At 63.9% G+C, this 16535-nt stretch carries 12 protein-coding genes; all 12 read left to right on the top strand.

The window, feature by feature from the left end; genetic code table 11:
• The first annotated feature begins 140 nt into the window (after positions 1–140).
• The 12 genes from tssA (at position 141) to tssM (ending at position 16526) form a co-directional block, all read left to right on the top strand.
• Positions 141–1205 carry a type VI secretion system protein TssA gene (gene tssA / locus FHT75_RS26305; RefSeq protein WP_080759911.1) on the top strand — a complete coding sequence of 355 codons (1065 nt, stop codon included), beginning with the start codon at positions 141–143 and terminating at the stop codon, positions 1203–1205.
• A gap of 56 nt (positions 1206–1261) precedes the next feature.
• Positions 1262–1786: a type VI secretion system contractile sheath small subunit gene (gene tssB / locus FHT75_RS26310; RefSeq protein ID WP_047616886.1), complete on the top strand. Its 525-nt coding sequence runs from the start codon at positions 1262–1264 to the stop codon at positions 1784–1786.
• Positions 1787–1916: 130 nt separating this feature from the next.
• Entirely contained in the window at positions 1917–3398 is a 1482-nt protein-coding gene (tssC, locus tag FHT75_RS26315) for a type VI secretion system contractile sheath large subunit (RefSeq protein ID WP_047616887.1), read from the top strand.
• A gap of 75 nt (positions 3399–3473) precedes the next feature.
• A complete protein-coding gene (gene tssC / locus FHT75_RS26320) occupies positions 3474–4862 on the top strand; it encodes a type VI secretion system contractile sheath large subunit (RefSeq protein ID WP_063474131.1) in 1389 nt (462 codons plus the stop codon).
• Positions 4859–5689: a type VI secretion system accessory protein TagJ gene (locus FHT75_RS26325; RefSeq protein ID WP_047616891.1), complete on the top strand. Its 831-nt coding sequence runs from the start codon at positions 4859–4861 to the stop codon at positions 5687–5689. The genes tssC (FHT75_RS26320) and FHT75_RS26325 overlap by 4 nt, the downstream gene beginning before the upstream one ends.
• The gene (gene tssE, locus FHT75_RS26330) at positions 5682–6191 is read left to right on the top strand and encodes a type VI secretion system baseplate subunit TssE (protein ID WP_047616893.1); all 510 of its coding nucleotides are present in this window, start codon (positions 5682–5684) and stop codon (positions 6189–6191) included. The genes FHT75_RS26325 and tssE overlap by 8 nt, the downstream gene beginning before the upstream one ends.
• A complete protein-coding gene (gene tssF / locus FHT75_RS26335) occupies positions 6184–7965 on the top strand; it encodes a type VI secretion system baseplate subunit TssF (RefSeq protein WP_047616895.1) in 1782 nt (593 codons plus the stop codon). The genes tssE and tssF overlap by 8 nt, the downstream gene beginning before the upstream one ends.
• A gap of 20 nt (positions 7966–7985) precedes the next feature.
• Positions 7986–8987 carry a type VI secretion system baseplate subunit TssG gene (gene tssG / locus FHT75_RS26340; protein ID WP_063474185.1) on the top strand — a complete coding sequence of 334 codons (1002 nt, stop codon included), beginning with the start codon at positions 7986–7988 and terminating at the stop codon, positions 8985–8987.
• A gap of 10 nt (positions 8988–8997) precedes the next feature.
• Positions 8998–10191 carry a type VI secretion system-associated FHA domain protein gene (locus FHT75_RS26345; RefSeq protein ID WP_063474130.1) on the top strand — a complete coding sequence of 398 codons (1194 nt, stop codon included), beginning with the start codon at positions 8998–9000 and terminating at the stop codon, positions 10189–10191.
• On the top strand, positions 10181–11521 hold the full coding sequence (gene tssK / locus FHT75_RS26350; RefSeq protein ID WP_047616899.1) for a type VI secretion system baseplate subunit TssK: 1341 nt from the start codon (positions 10181–10183) through the stop codon (positions 11519–11521). The genes FHT75_RS26345 and tssK overlap by 11 nt, the downstream gene beginning before the upstream one ends.
• On the top strand, positions 11518–13053 hold the full coding sequence (gene tssL / locus FHT75_RS26355) for a type VI secretion system protein TssL, long form (RefSeq protein ID WP_063474129.1): 1536 nt from the start codon (positions 11518–11520) through the stop codon (positions 13051–13053). Before tssK ends, tssL begins: the two co-directional genes overlap by 4 nt.
• Positions 13050–16526: a type VI secretion system membrane subunit TssM gene (gene tssM, locus FHT75_RS26360; protein WP_097595374.1), complete on the top strand. Its 3477-nt coding sequence runs from the start codon at positions 13050–13052 to the stop codon at positions 16524–16526. The genes tssL and tssM overlap by 4 nt, the downstream gene beginning before the upstream one ends.
• Positions 16527–16535 lie beyond the last annotated feature (9 nt).

Raw genomic sequence — 16535 nt, forward strand, 5'->3', positions numbered from 1 at the left:
AACGACTCTATTTTGAAAAACGAGCATATCGAAAGTCGTCATAAATCCGTCATCATCCTTCGATGGTTGACAAGCCAATATGAGCCGCCCAAAATGACCGTTCTTCGCAGTATGCTCTGCTTTTTGAGGAATTTAACCGCGTGAACGTTCGTGAAATTATAGATCCATTTGAACAAAATCATCCGTGCGGAGAAAACGTGCGGATTAATACTTCATCACGTGAAATATACTATAGAATTAAGGACGCGAGAAACGCCGCGCGTACAGCCGAACGTAGTATTTCTCCAGGCGACACTATTGCGCTTGCACCTGCCTGGCATGATGTTAGCAATCTTGGATTGCAGATCCTTTCTTCCAGAAGCAAGGACATCGAAGTATTGGCCTGGCTGGCGGAAGCGCAGTTGCGGCTGCGCGGCTTCTCAGGATTGCATGACGTTTACGTCGCAACCGTGTCGCTTTTAGACAAGTATTTCGACGCTTTGCATTCGATCGGAGACGGCGATATCGAGGAACGGTTCGCGCCCTTCGCGGGCCTGAACGGCGTCGGCGGCGAAGGAACGCTGATCCAGGCTATTCGTTTGACATCGTTGATCCCCGGCGGAAAGTTCGCCCAGTTTTCGCTTTGGGATTTTCAGCTTGCACAGCGGCCGAACGAAGCCGAACGGCGCAAGGAATTGCAGCAGGCGGCGGCAGAAGCCGGTGTCGCTCAGATGTCAGCCCATCTCGGCGTGCTGACCGAGTGCATCGCCGCTTTCGATCGCATGGTCGAAATACTTGACAGACACTGCGGCGACCAGGCGCCACCGAGTTCGAATACACGCAATGTTTTGCAGGAGGCCGCTTCTGCAATCCGGATGCTCGCCGGGATCGAAGAGCCGCTCACTGCTCCTGAAGCCCTTGTCCCGCAGGGATCCGAGCCGTTGCAGGCAAGCAATGGCACCGAAGCCGAGGCCATTCGCATGCCACCCGTCAGCGCCGAGACGATTCGTTCGCGGGAAGAGGCCTTCGAACTTCTGATCGCCGTTGCCCGCTATTTCCGCCGTACCGAGCCCCATTCACCGATCTCCATGTCGATCGAGACGCTGGTGCGTCGCGGCCGGATGGACTTTTTCGAGCTTCTTGCCGAACTGCTGCCCGAACAACACACCCGCAACGCGGTGCTGACGGCAGCCGGCATCCAGCCCGTCACCGACAAGGGAGGCTAGCGGCAGGCCGCAGCATCTCAATTGACAATCCGCCGATGAGACGAAGGAGAATCTCGATGGCAAGTGTGCATGAAAAACTGGAACGGGTTCGCAAGCCGCGGGTCCACATCAAATACGAAGTCGAAACCGAAGGCGCGATGGTGGTGAAGGAACTGCCTTTCGTCGTCGGCGTGCTCGGCGACTTCTCCGGCAATCCCACGCAGGCGCTCAAGCCTTTCGGCGAGCGCAAATTCGTGCAGATCGACCGCGACAACTTCGATGACGTCATGCGCCGCATGACGCCGGGCCTCACCCTGTCGGTCGAGAACACCCTCGAGAAAGATGGAACCGAGATTCCGGTTTCGCTGAAATTCGAAAGCATGGCCGATTTCGAACCCGGCTCTGTCGTCGATCAGGTACCGGCGCTGAAGGCCCTGCTCAACGCCCGCAACCAGCTGCGCGACCTGATGAGCAAGGCGGACCGCTCCGAGGAACTCGAGCGCCTGCTCGAGGATATCCTGCAGAACAAGGCCGATCTCTCGCAGCTGGTGGCCCAGCTTGGCGGCGGCAAAGCCGAAGAGGCGAAGGACGTGTTGAACTGAGTGCCTGGGATCGCGGACCGATAGCGGCCCGCGCGCTCAATTCCTGAAAAGTCGTTGTCCGGCAGCCGCCCCTCTCGAAGGGAACCCCTCATGCTTCGAGGGCCGCCGCTTTCGCAAAAAGGATCGATAGATGACCGCCGAAACGCAATTGCAAACAAAGGAAGAAGCCGGGTTCGCGCCTGATGAGAACCTGCTCTCGAAGGTCGTTGCGGCAACCCGCCAGACCGAGCCCGACCGTGCCCAGGACCTTCTGCGCACGCTGACCGATCAAGCCCTGAAGGGTACGGTCAGCTATGATCGCAACCTGACGATCACACTGAACAATGCCATTGCCGAGATCGACAAGGCGATTTCAAGCCAGCTCGCGGCCATCATGCAGTCGCCCGAGTTCACCAAACTCGAAGGCGCCTGGCGCGGCTTGAATTATCTCGTCAAGAACACCGAGACCAGCGCCAATCTGAAGATCCGCGTGCTCAACGCATCCAAGCGCGATGTCGCCAAGGATCTGGCAAAGGCCGTCGAGTTCGACCAGTCGCGGCTCTTCAAGTCGGTCTATGAAGACGAGTTCGGCACACCCGGCGGCGAACCGATGGGCGCGCTGATCGGCGACTACGAATTCGACAATTCCTTCGACGACGTCCAGCTTCTGCAGGGCGTCTCGATGATCGCCGCAGCCGCTTTCGCGCCGTTCATCTCGGCCGCCAGCCCGCGCATGTTCGGCTTCGAGGATTTCCGCGAACTGGCCAAACCCCGCGATCTCGAGAAGATCTTCGAGACGGTGGAGTACGCCAAGTGGCGCAGCCTGCGCGACAGCGACGATTCACGCTTCGTGACGCTCGCCATGCCGCGCGTGCTCGCCCGCATGCCCTACGGTCCGAAGACCAGTCCGATCGAAGAGTTCAATTTCGACGAAACCGGCGGCTCCAAGACCGGCGAACTGTCGCACGATTCCTACTGCTGGATGAACGCAGCCTATGTGATGGGCACGCGTCTGACCGAAGCCTTCGCCAAGAACGGCTGGTGCACCGCCATCCGAGGGGCGGAAAACGGCGGCAAGGTCGAAGGGTTGCCGATGCATATCTTCTCGAGCGACGACGGCGACCTGGACCTGAAATGCCCGACGGAAGTCGGCATCACCGACCGCCGCGACGCCGAGCTCGGCAAGCTCGGCTTCCTGCCGCTCTGCCACTACAAGAATACGGACTATGCCGTGTTCTTCGGGGCGCAGACCGCGCATAAGCCGAAGCTCTACGACCGGCCCGAAGCAACAGCCAATGCCGCCGTTTCAGCCCGTCTGCCCTATATGATGGCGACCTCGCGCTTTGCCCATTATCTCAAAGTGATGGGCCGCGATAAGATCGGCTCCTTCATGGAGGCGGAAGATTGCGAGGCCTGGCTCAATCGCTGGATCTCCAACTATGTCAATGCCAATGACGACGCCGGCGAGGAATCGCGGGCGAAATATCCGCTGCGCGAGGCAAAGGTCACCGTACAGGAGATCCCCGGCAGGCCGGGCGCTTACAATGCCGTGGCCTGGATGCGTCCGTGGTTGCAGATGGAGGAATTGACCACCTCGCTGCGCATGGTCGCCCGGATTCCCTCGAAGAACTGATGAAAGCAGGGTCAGGTGTGGTGGGTTCGCCGCCGCGCCTGACCCTTGCGTTCGAACATCTGTGTCAGGTTGACGATGGGTTCCAGCACTGAATGGCGGCGCCGGGCGGATCAGCTGATTACGCTGATCGACGAAGCGCTGAACAGGCAAGTCAATGCCATCCTCCACCATCCCGATTTTCAGGCGATGGAGGCGAGATGGCGAGGCCTTGCCATGCTCGTGCGCGAGGCAAGCCGCAGCGGCGAGGTGAAGGTCAAGCTTCTCAGCGTCAGCTGGAGCGAGCTCGCGCGAAGCATGGAGCGTGCCAGCGATTTCGACCAAAGCCATCTCTTTGAACTGATCTATAGCCGCGAGTTCGGCATGGCGGGCGGCGAGCCCTTCGGCCTGCTGGTCGGCGACTATCATCTTTCTCCCGCCGACCCGGCCGGTGGCGATCCGGTCGGCACGCTGTCGCAGATCGGCATGGTGGCGGCGGCCGCCTTCTGCCCCTTTATTGCGGGTGCAGCGCCGCAGGCGATCGGGCTTGAAGACTTTCACGAGCTGAACCGGGTCAACGACTTTTCCTGGCTTGCCTATGAGACGGCCCGCATCCGCTGGAACGGTCTGCGTGCACGGGAGGATTCGCGTTTCCTCGGGCTTGTCGCGCCGCGCATCCTGATGCGCTCGCCGCTGACGCCTCATGCGCGCGATCGCAACGACGGCTTTCCCTTCCGCGAAAGCATCGCCGCCGACGGCAGTTCGCTTCTTTGGGGCAATGCCGCTTTCGCCTTTGCCACTGTCGTCATCCGAAATTTCATCGTCTCAGGCTGGTTCGCGGATATCCGCGGCGTCACGCAGGATGCTGTCGACGGCGGCCTGCTGAGTGCAGCCGACCTGCCGCCTTATGATTTTGGCACCGAAAGCAACGGACTATCAGCCCAGCCGCCGGTGGAAATCCAACTGACCAGCGGCCAGGAGCAGCAGCTTTGCGATCTCGGCATCATCCCCGCCGCCACCACCTATCTCTCCGCTTCGGCGATTTTCAATTCCAATCAGTCGCTGCATGCGCCGCCGCACTATTCCAACGAACATGCCCGCCAGAACGCCCGCCTCGCCGCCATGCTGCAATATGTGCTCTGCGCGTCGCGCTTCTCGCATTATCTCAAGGTCATCATGCGCGACGAAATCGGCCAACTTTCGGATGCGATCTCGATCGAGCGGAAGCTGGCGGACTGGCTGACCGCCTATACGCTCGGCAATGACGATGCCGACATCGCGTTGCGCACCCGCTTTCCCCTGCGCTCGGCCGGCATCAGCGTCGCCGAGATTCCGGGCAAGCCCGGCAGCTTCTCCTGCACCGTCCGGCTGCAGCCGCATTTCCAGCTCGATGACGTTGCCACCAGCTTCCATCTCGTCGCCGAGACCGCGACCACCGGCCAGACCCCGAGCCGCCCCATTGCCATACCCGAGAGGATGTCCGCATGACGCTTTCCGCCAGCATCGCCCAATCGCTCAGCGACGACGCCCTCGATGACGCGATCGAGGAGGTCAAGGCGCATCTGAAGATCAAGCCCTCGGATCAGGAGGCGCGGCATCTCTATATCGATCTTCTCGTGCTTGCCGGGGATTATCAGCGTGCGGACAATCAGTGCAGCCTTGCGGCCACCCTCTCTCCCGACGCGACGATGGGCTTCGCCTTGCTGCGTAATGAGCTTCGGGCAATGGCGGCGCGTGACGCCTGGTTTACGAGCAGCGCCCTGCCGGAATTTCCGCAGGGGCCGAGCGAGCTCGACAAGCTCGCCGTCCGCCTCGGCATCGCCCATCGCGGCGGGGATGCGGATGAGGCGAGGACCGCGCTCGCTGCGCTCGAGAACCTGAGGGGCGAGCGCCCACTGATCTGGAACGGCAGGGCGGTCTCTGATTTCCGCGATCTCGACGACCGCACGCCGCACGCTCTCGAAGTCATCATGACCGGCGGCGCCTATCTCTGGATCGATTTCGCCAAGATCGCAGCTCTGTCGATAGAGCCAATTGCCCGTCCGCGGGATCTCGCCTTCCGCCGCGCCGAGCTCTCGCTGATCGACGGCGCGGCCGCGTCGGTGCTTCTGCCTGCGGTTTATCATGGCACCGGCAAGGATGCGACGCTCAGGCTTGGCCGTGAGACCGAATGGATTGAGGAACCCACGGGCATCACCACCGGCCGCGGCCAGCGCTGCTACCTCGCCGGCGACGAACTGGTTTCCATCCATGACACCCAAAGTCTGGAGATCGTGCCGGCAACGGCTGCCGGCAGGCAGGTTGCGCATGGCTGATCCGCTCGAACGCTACCGACTGCGCGACCGCGTCCTTGCCCGCTCGATCCTCGACAGGTTGATCGACGAGGCTCCGGATCGCGCCGTCGATCCGCCGATGAGCCTCGTCGATCAGGTCCGCGACGTCAGGGAGGCGATCCGCCGCGATCTCGAAGCGCTGCTCAACACGCGGCGCTGCCCGACCACGCCGCCGACGGCACTTTCCGAACTCAAGGACGCCCTGGTGAGCTATGGCGTCGACGGCGTCGTCTCGGCAAATCTGATGACCGACCAGGCCAAGCTCAAGCTGGCGCAAGCGATCGAGCGGCGGATCGCGCTTTTCGAAACGCGCCTTTCCGATGTCAGGGTGACGATCCTGAAAAGCCGGACGATGACCGAACGAGCGCTGCGCATGCGCATCCAGGCGACCTTCCGTCTGCATGAAGGCATGCCGCCGATCAGCTTCGAGTCGACCATCGATCCCTCGACCCAGCGCTTCCTCGTGGAGGCGGCGCATGGCTGAAGGTTTTCTGCACCGTTACAATGAGGAGTTGCTGGCGCTGCGCCGCCGGGCCGCACGTTTTGCCGATGCCTTCCCGAAGATCGCCGGCCGCCTGCGCATGACGGGAGACGTCGCCGACGACCCGCATGTGGAGCGCCTGATCCAGAGTTTCGCCTATTCGGCCGCCCGGGTCCGCCAGAAGCTGGACGACGAGTTTCCCGAACTGACCGACAGCCTGCTCGAAACGCTCTATCCCCACTACCTCTCGCCGCTGCCCTCGATGAGCATCGTCAGGTTCCGACCGAGCGATACGCTCGCCTCGGTCCAGACAGTGCCGCGTCATACGGAAATCCTGGCCGAGCCAGTGCGAGGGGAGGCCTGCCGTTTCCGCACCACGCAGGATGTCGAGATGGCGCCGATCGAGATCACCGGTGCAGCACTTTCCGGCCAGCCGATCAATGCGCCGCTTTCGCCCTATGTCGGCGTTGCCGGCTGCCTCAGGCTCTCCATCCGCAGCCTCGATGCCCGAAAGCCCCTCGGCAGCCTCGGCGTGAACCGGCTGCGCCTGCACATTCCCTCCCCCTGGCAGCAGGCGGTGGCGATCTACGAACTGCTTGCCAATCACACGCTCGGCATTGCGCTCGCCAAACATGCGGACGACCGGTCGCCGGTATTCCTGCCGGCGGGGAATCTCAAACCGGTCGGCTTCGAGCCCGAAGAGGCCATGCTGCCCTATCCGGCGCCGAGCTTTGTCGGCTACCGGCTGCTGACCGAATTTTTCGCTCTGCCACGGAAGTTTCTGTTTCTCGACATCGAGGGGCTCGATGCCTGGCGCGGCGAGACGCTGGAGCTCTTCGTCTACCTGAGGGACAGCGACGCCAAGCTCGAGCGAGCGGTGTCGGTCCGCGACTTCGCGCTCAATGCGACGCCTGTCGTCAACCTCTTCCGCCAGGTCTGCGAGCCGATTGCCATCGACGGCACCCGCACCGAATACCGTCTCCTGCCGGACGCGCGGCGCCAGAAGACCCGCGAGATCTATTCGATCGATCGCGTTCTCCTGACCGGATCGCGCGGCCAGGAGGAATTCTGCCAGCCGTTCTTCGGACGCTCCCAACGGGCAGGCGCGAGCCCGACCTACTGGCAGGCCTATCGCCGTTTCGACGAAGACGACAGGACCAGCGACATGGACATCGCCTTCGTCGATCGCCAGCGCCGCTCCGCCGGTCCCGTCGATGCGGTCGCGAGCGTCGATACGCTCTGCCTCAATCGCGACCTGCCGGAACAGCTCCCCTTCGGCGGCGGCCATCCTTTCCTGCAGCTCGCCTCCGGCCATGAAGCGGTCGCAAGTGTCGAAGCGCTGATCCCGCCGACGCCGTCGGTCAGGATGAACGATCAGGAGGGCCGAAACTGGCGGCTGATGTCGCATCTCATTCTCAATCACCTGTCGCTCTTCGACAATGACGGCGCGGCGCTGAAGGACATCCTGTCGCTCTACGCCTTCCGGGACAGTCCCGAGACCAAGCAGTTCGGCGATGCGCTCGTCCGGATCAAGGCGGGCAACTCGACCGCCCGTCTCGGCAGCGGCGGCATGGTGCCCGGTACCGAGATCGCGCTCGAATTCGATCCGGCCGCCATCGACCGGCCCTCGGCCTTCCTGTTCGGCAGCGTGCTCGACCGTTTCTTCAGTCTCTATACCTCGGTCAACAGCTTCACCCGGCTGACCATCGGGATGAAGGGGCAGTCGAGGCCGATCGCCCGATGGCCGGCACGCGCCGCCGAACGCCCGCTGCTCTGAGGAAGGATCGCTCTCAAATCATGGATCTCCCCGTCGCCCGCCAACCAGACGCCCTTGCCGATCTGCTCGAACGCGACCCCGGCCGCTTCGAGCCGGTGACGGCTTTCCGTGTTGCGCAGGCTTCGGTGGAGGAAGGGCGGCTCGATGTCGCCGCCCATGTCGGCGTCTCGCCGGCGCCGCTTGCGGTCAGCGGATACAGCCGCAAGGCCGGCCGGGCCGTCATCCGCAGCGCGCTTGCCGGTCTCGTCGGCGCGCTCGGCTCGATGCCGTCGGCCTATAACGAACTTGTCATGCGCGAGGAGCGCAACAGGTCACGGGCGCTGGCCGGCTTTTTCGACCTGTTCGGTGCGCGGATGGCGGAACTCTTCACCGACGCCTGCGAGAAATACCGCATCGCCCGGCGGCTGCGCTGGGGCGGCACGTGGGCAAACAACGCCTTCGTCACCACGCTCCTGTCGCTCACCGGTTTCGGCACCAAGCGTCTCGTCGAAAAGAGCGGCGTCGACGAAGAGCTGATCCTGCGTTTCTCCGGCTTTTTCGCCGCGCGCAACCGCAATGCTTCCAATCTGCGCGCCATGCTGCGCGAATTCAGCGGCCTGCCGGTGGAGATCGAATTGTTCCGCGGCCGCTGGCTGACCATCCCGGTGGAGGAGCGCAGCCGCATGGGCCAGCCGCAGGGCGTCCAGCTTGGGATCAATGCGACGGCGGGTGCAGCCATCCACGATTTCAGCGGCGGCTTTCGCATCGTCATCGGTCCGCTCGGCTATGCCGATTACCTGCAGCTCGCGCCGGGCGGCCGCGCCATCACCGAGCTCTTCGCCCTGACGCGGCTCCATGTCGGCGCCGCACTCGAATTCGACATACAGGCCATCCTGAAAAAGGAGGACGTCCCCTTCTGCCAGCTCGGACAGGTAGGCGATCCGCCGCGCTTGGGCTGGAACAGCTGGGCGAGGGTCGCGCCGGCGGCAAAGGACAGCGGCGATGCGGTGATCGTCGAGCGCCTGTCGGTCCAGGCGCGGTGAGGAGACGAAGATGCGGCTTGAACTGAAAGAGATCACCAGCGACGCGATGGCGCCAGGCCAGCCGAAATGGTTCTTCGAACGCGGCCGGCGAACGCTCGGCCGGGCGCCCGATTGCGATTGGCGGCTGCCGGAGGATCGGCGCTCCATCTCCAAGCTCCATTGCATCATCGAGCGCGACCGCGAAGGCTTCCTGCTGCGTGACCAGAGCGCAAACGGCTCCCGGGTCAACGGCATCGCCGTGCATGAAGGCCAGATCGTGCGGCTTTCCGACAGGTCGCGGCTGGAGATGGGCGGGCTTGCCTTTTCCGTCCACATATCAGGCGACAAGGACCGCGAGATCGAGGATCCCGATGCCGCCCTCGTGCTGAGCGACGAACCGCTGACCATCTCCGCAATCCTGGCCGATATCGCTCCGGGCGGCCATACCGCAAACGGCGTCCTTGGCGAGCGTGCGGTCGATGATTGGGGTCTTCCCGAAAAGGCCGGGAAAATCGGAGCGGCCTCATCCCGCAGTGTCGAGATCGGCTGGAGCGGCCCTCCGGAGATCCGGTCAGCCACCCAGCTTCTGCCGGAAGACTGGAATGTGGAGGAGACCGAATACGGCAGCCACCTGGAACATGGGGCCGCCACCCATGTCTCCGTGCCGATCGCCCAGCGCCGGCCGGCGCCGGTGATCGGGATCATCAACGACAACGATCCGCGGCCCGAACCGGAGCCCGAGGAATTTCCGGCGCTGGCGATCGGCCGGCCCGACGCCTTCGCCGATCGTCTGGAGCCGCTGCTTGTCCGGCTCGAGCAAGCCATCGAGAATAGTTATGCGGTTTTCGAGATCAACGCGCCATCCTCCGACGGCGAGCAGGATTTCTTGGCCGGCGGCAGAGAGGAAGCGCTCCTTGCCCGCTTCGAGACCATGCTCGGGCAGCAGCTCAAACTCAATTCCGCGCTCGAGGCTCTCGTTCAGGCGGCAGGCCGGCTGGAGCCGCGCATCATCGAGGCGCGGGTCGAGACCGGCGCCTGGCGCCTGCCCTGGCGCCGGGACCAGGCCTATTGGCAGGCTTACCGGGCACTATTCGAAAAGGACGGCGAGAGCCGCTCGATCCATGACGTGTTCCGCGACGCGATATCAGGCGCGGTGGACGACACGCAGGCAGCGCCTCGTCCGCAAGACAGGCAGGAAGGAAAAGACACACATCATGAGGAATGAGAACCGGGTGGCCTGGAGCGAAGGCATGTTCCTTCGCGTGCAGCATTTTCAGCAGGCGGACCGCTGGACGGAGCGGCTCGTGCGCACCGCGACGCACGGCCTGTCGCCCTACCCCTGGGGTGTGGCCGAGATCGGCATCGACCGCGGCGCATTGGCGATCGGCCAATTCGCGCTGTCGAACCTGCGCGGCGTCTTGCCCGACGGAACGCCGTTCGAAGCCCCCATCGATACCGATCTGCCGCCGCCGCTCGATCTCGACGAGAACACCAAGAATACGATCGTCTATCTGGCGCTTCCCGCCCGCCAGCCGGGCAAGGCCGACGTGGCGCTGAACGGTGGCGCCGCACGCAACAGCGTCCGTCTCGTCGCCTCGCCCTACGAAGCGCCCGATGCCAATGTCGAGACCGACTTCATGGCGCCGATCGATGTCGGCCGCCTCAGCCTGCGTTATCTCCGGACCGGCGACGAGCTTGCCGGTTACGAGCTCATCGGACTTGCCCGCATCATCGAGGTGCGCTCCGACCGGGCCGTGATCCTCGATCCGGACTATATCGTGCCGAGTCTCAACTGCACGGCCGCGGGACGGCTGAACGAATTGATCACCGAACTGCTCGGCATCGTGCGCCACCGCGCGGAGGCGATCGCCGAACGGATCGGCGACCCCACCATTCGAGGAACGGCGGAGGTCGGCGACTACCTGCTCTTGCAGATCCTCAACCGCGCCGACCCGATGCTGAAACATATTTCGGCGAATGCGACACGGATCCACCCCATCGTCTTCTACGAAAACTGCATCCAGCTTGCCGGCGAGCTCGCCACCTTCACGACAGACCGCAAACGCGCCAGCGACTTCCCGCCCTACCGGCACGACGACCTGAAGGCGACCTTCGCCGCCGTCTTCGACGATCTGCGCGCTTCGCTGTCCTCCGTGCTCGAACAGGCGGCCGTGGCAATCGAGCTGGCCGAACGCCGGCATGGTGTCAGGATCGGCACGATCAACGACCGTTCGCTGCTCAGAGATGCCGGATTCGTGCTGGCGGTCCGGGCCGAGATGCCGGCCGAGGACGTGCGCCGCAAGCTGCCGGCGCAGATCAAGGTCGGCCCGGTCGAGCGCATCGCCGACCTCGTCAACGTGGCGCTGCCGGGCATTCCCGTGCGGCCGCTGCCGGTGCTGCCGCGCCAGCTCCCCTATCGCTCCGGCACCATCTATTTCGAACTCGACACCAAAAACCCGCTTTGGAAACAACTCGACACTTCGGGCGCCATCGCCGTGCATCTTGCCGGCGATTTCCCCGGGCTTGAAATAGAATTGTGGGCCCTCAGAGAATGAAGACCGAACCCGCCTCCACCTGGCAGAACCTGCCGACCATCGTCGAACTCACCGAGGATGGCACTCGGAAAAAGCAATCCGCCCGCAAGATGGCGGAGATGCTGGATGACGTCCTCGACTTTCCCGAAAGTGAGGCAGGAAAGCCGCCGGTGGGATCACCTCCGAAGAGCGCCGCGTCCATCGAAACCCTCGTCCGGGATTTTCGCTTCGGCGCCGACGACGTGCCGACGCTGGTACGCTCGGCCGCACCGCTGCTCAACCTCGCCCATGCCCTGCGCTACACGGAAGAACAGCCCGAGATCGACGCTTTGCGCCAGCTGGCGATCGAAGCCGTCGGCCGCTACGAGCGCGATCTGGCGAGCGCCCGCATCAGCCCCGAACGCGCGCGCGCCGCCCACTACGTCGTCTGCGCGACGGTCGACGATGTCGTGCTCAGCAAGGCCTGGGGCGTTCGCGCCGGCTGGGCCCGCTCGGGTCTCGTTTCCACCTTCCATATGGACGTGACCGGCGGCGAACGGGTATTCGACCTGCTCGATCATTTCCAGCAGAGCCCCGGCGCCAACAAGGACCTGCTGCTGCTCATCTATCTCTGCCTGTCGCTTGCCTTCGAGGGCCGCACCCGCGTCTCGGCGCGCGGCGGGCTGGAGCTCGGCCGCATCCGCGACAGTCTCTACAAGACGTTGCTCGGCCAGTACGGCGTGTTCGAACGGGAGCTGTCTCCCCATTGGAAGGGTGTTTCGGCCCGGCATCAGCCGCTGCGCACCGCGGCCGCGATCTGGACGCTGCTTTCGCTTCTGACCCTGATCCTGGCGTTCGGCTATCTGTTCTTCACGCTCTCGCTCAATCGCGCCTCCGACGGAACCTTCGAGCGGCTCGCCAAGCTGCCGCCGCGTGATATGCCGAGCGTGCTGGTCAAGGTGCCCGAACCGCCCCGGCAGCCGCCGCCTGTTGTCGTCGCCGAAACCCCGCCGCCACCCCCGCCGCCGCCACAAGTGAAACCGCCGAGCCGGCTCGACAATCTGCTCGCCTTCCTTCAGCCGGAGGTCGAGAAGAAACTGGTCACGCTTTCGGATTCGAATGGCAGGCTGTTGGTCCGAATCAGCAATTCCGGCCTGTTTGCCACCGGCAGCGCGGAGGTCAGCCAGAAATTCCACGATCTTCTCCAGCGGATCGGCGGCGCGCTGGCCGCAGAGAATTTCCGCGCCGTGGTGGTGGGCTACACGGACAATGTGCCGATCCGCACCGTCCAGTTCCCCTCCAACTGGCACCTTTCCGAAGCCCGCGCCAAGGCGGTGGGCGAAATCCTCAGTTCGTTCACCGGGCCGGGCGCGATCCTGACCGAGGGGCGTGCCGACACCGATCCGATCGCCGGCAACGATACGCCGGAGGGCCGGGAGATGAACCGTCGCACTGAGATCCTGGTGCTGACCGATCCGAGCGAGCGGCTGAGCGATGCGGGTATGACGACACCGCGCCAGGCCGACATGCCGGATGACCCGACGGCGCCTGCTGCAGGAGGTGGTTCGCGATGAACCCGCTCAGTTATTTCTATACGCTGCGCTCCTATGTGGAGGCCTATGCCGGCCTCCTCGGCCGGCGCTTCATCTCGATCATCTGGGTGGCGGCAATCTGCGTCGTCATCTGGTTCTACGGCTATCTCGCCGCCTATGGCGATTTCAAGCCGCTGGCGAGCGCCAGTGCGCGGCTGACGCTGATCGGCATCATCATCGCCGCCTGGTTTGCTTATCTCGTCTTCACCACCATCCGCGACCGCCGCCGCGACAAAAAGCTCGTCGAAGGCATAGAGCGGGACGCGGAAGCCGAAGCGGCGGCCAGCCAGCAAGCCGAGGTGGGTGAGATCCACAATCGGCTCAAGGAAGCGCTGCAGCTGCTGCGCCGCATCACCAAGAAGCGTTTCGGCTATATCTACGAGCTGCCATGGTACGTCATCTTCGGCGCGCCGGGTTCCGGCAAGACGACGGCGCTCACCAATTCCGGCCTCAAATTCCCCCTCGGCGATGCGCTCGGCAGCAATTCGGTGCAGGGGATCGGCGGCACGCGCAACTGCAATTGGTGGTTCACCGACGAGGCCATCCTCATCGACACGGCTGGCCGCTATACGACGCAGGACGATCTGAATGGCGCCGCCAAGGCCGGCTGGGAAGGATTTCTCGGCCTGCTACGCAAATACCGGCGTTCGCAGCCGATCAACGGCGCGCTGGTGACGCTGTCGATCGGCGATCTCCTGACGCGCGATCCGGAGGCACAGCGCGAGGAGGTCAGGGCGATCCGCCAGCGGCTTTCCGAGCTCGACGAACTCCTGCATGCCCGCGTGCCGGTCTATCTGCTTTTGACCAAGGCCGATCTCCTGACCGGCTTCGTGGAATTCTTCGACGGTTTCAACAAAAGCGACCGCGAACAGGTCTGGGGCACGACCTTCGGCCTCGACGAAAGCTACAAGGCGGCAAACCTGCCGGAACGCTTCATGGAGGAATTCGCCCTGCTACAGCAGCGCGTCGACGCCATGCTGATCGAACGCCTGCAGCAGGAACCCAATCCGGAACTGCGCGGCCGCATCTTCCGCTTTCCGGCTGAACTCACCTCTTTGAAGGAGCGTCTGCACGAGGTCGTCACCGAGCTTTGCTCGGGTTCGAAACTGGTGGAGGCGCCGCTCTTGCGCGGCATCTATTTCGCCTCCGGCACCCAGAGGGATGAGACGGTCGCCGTTCCCCGCATGCGACGCAGCTATTTCCTCCCGCGCCTCTTCAAGGACGTGATCTTCGGCGAAGCCTCGCTGGTCGCCCGCGACAAGCGGCTTTCCGGCCGGCAGCTCCTCTTCCGCCGCGCCGCCTATGCGAGCGCGGTTCTGTTGCTGGCCGTCGTGCTGACAAGCTGGACGGCCACCTATATCCAGAACACCACCGCGCTCGCCGCCGCCGAAAGGCGCATAGACGCCTATGAGCAACTGGCGCGCGGCGTGCCGGTTCGCGACGTTTCGGATGCGGATTTCCTGCGTATCCTGCCGGCGCTCGACAATCTCGCCGCCGTCACCACCGACTTTTCGAAGACCCGCGTCTGGCCGGTCAGCCTCGGCCTCGACCAGAAAGGCAAGGTCGCCAGCCGCCAGCGCGAGGCCTATCAGCGGGCGCTGAACGCGCTGCTCCTGCCGCGCATGCTGGTGCAGCTCCAGAAGGACATGGCCGAAACCACCGACGTCACGCGAACCTTCGACGCATTGAAGCTCTACGGCATGCTCAGCGGGCTCGGCCCCATGAATGCGGACTTCGCATCGCTTGAGGCGGAGGACATGTTCACGAAACTCTACCCCGACGAAGGCAGGGTCGCGGCCCGGAAGGCGTTGATCGCCCATGCAAATGTGATGGCGCGGGGCGCACTGCCGCCGATCGAGCTCGACAAGACGCTGATCGCCAAGGCGCGCGACATCATCCGCTCGCAGAATATCGCCAGCCGCGCCTATGACATCCTGGCGGAATATCGCGAGTCCCGCGCCCTTCCCGCCTGGAGCCCGGCAGGCGCGCTCGGGCCGCTCGGTGAACAGGCTTTCGAGAGAACCTCCAAGGCGCCGCTCAGCGAAGGCATTCCCGGCCTTTTCTCCGCGACCGGCTACCGCACCGTCGTTCTCACCGGGATTACCGACGCCGCGCGCGAGGCGCTCGATGAGCAATGGGTCCGCGGCGATCCCAATCCTGCCGGCGTCACCGTCGATACGGTCGCCCAGGCGACGCTTCAGCTTTACTTCGACACGTTCGAGCAGCGCTGGTCGACGATCCTGGCCGATATCAGGGTAAAACCTTCCCAGACGATCGGCGATGCGGCAGAAACCACCCGCATCCTGGCGGGAAAACCCGGTCCGGTCGAGACGATCACCAAATCGATCGTCGCCACCACCGATCTGCGTGGACCCGGCGCGGAAATCGCCTCGGCCGCCAGCGACAGCCTGCCCGCGTCGACCACCGCGCTTGCCAGCGCGGCGAATGCACCCGACCCGTTCGGCCGTCTGCGCGAAGCGCTGAAGGCGCCTGCCGGCCAGTCGCCGCCTGCCGAGCAGCCGAAGGATGCGCCGCGATCGGAAATCGGGCAGCTCGAGCCGATCCTGCAGAGAGTGCAGGAGCAGCTCTCGCGCGCCACGACCTCCACCGCCGAAGTCGCGAAAGTCTTCGACGTCGACAGTCAGCTGACAGACGCCAATCAGGACCTGCTGCAGCAGGCCCGCAAGCTGCCGGCGCCGGTCGACAGCTGGATGGCCGGGCTGGCTGCGGATGTCGGATCGCTGGCGGTCAAATCCGCCCGCTCACGCATCAGCGACGCATGGGCGGCCGAAGGCGCAGGCTTCTGCTCGAACGTCATCACCGGCCGTTATCCCTTCGACCGGAAATCCCCGCGCGACGTGGCGATGAGCGACTTCATCAGGCTTTTCGGGCCGGAGGGACTGTTCAAGACCTTCTTCAAGGAAAAGCTCGAAGCCTTCGTCGACACCAGCGCGTCGCCATGGGGCTGGAAGGGCACCTTCGGCGCAGCGAGCATTCCAAGCACGGCGATCGCCCAGTTCGAAAATGCCGACAAGATCAACCGCGCCTTCTTCCCGGCCGGTAGCGACAACCCGTCGATTACGATCAACGTCAAGCCGGTATCACTGACCGAGGCGGCCAGCGCCGTGATGCTGGAGATCGAAGGCGAACGCGTGGTCTATTTCCACGGCCCGATCCAATCGAAATCGATCACTTGGCCGTCGACGGAAGCAAGCAATGCGTCCCGCCTCGCCTTCCAGCCGGGTGGCTGGCAGCAGGCCTTGACGGAAAATGGCGATTGGTCGCCCTTCCGGCTGTTCGACGATGCCGACATCGCCATACAGGGCGACGACCTCTTCCGGGCGAAATTCCAGCAGGACGGCCAAGCGGCGGAATTCGACGTGCAGTTCGGTTCGGTGCTCAATCCATTCCGGCTGGAGGCGCTCGGCGCCTTCTCATGCCCGGCACAATTCTGACCGGTCTGA

It is taken from the genome of Rhizobium sp. BK112, from assembly GCF_014193215.1.
Classification (GTDB): domain Bacteria; phylum Pseudomonadota; class Alphaproteobacteria; order Rhizobiales; family Rhizobiaceae; genus Rhizobium; species Rhizobium anhuiense.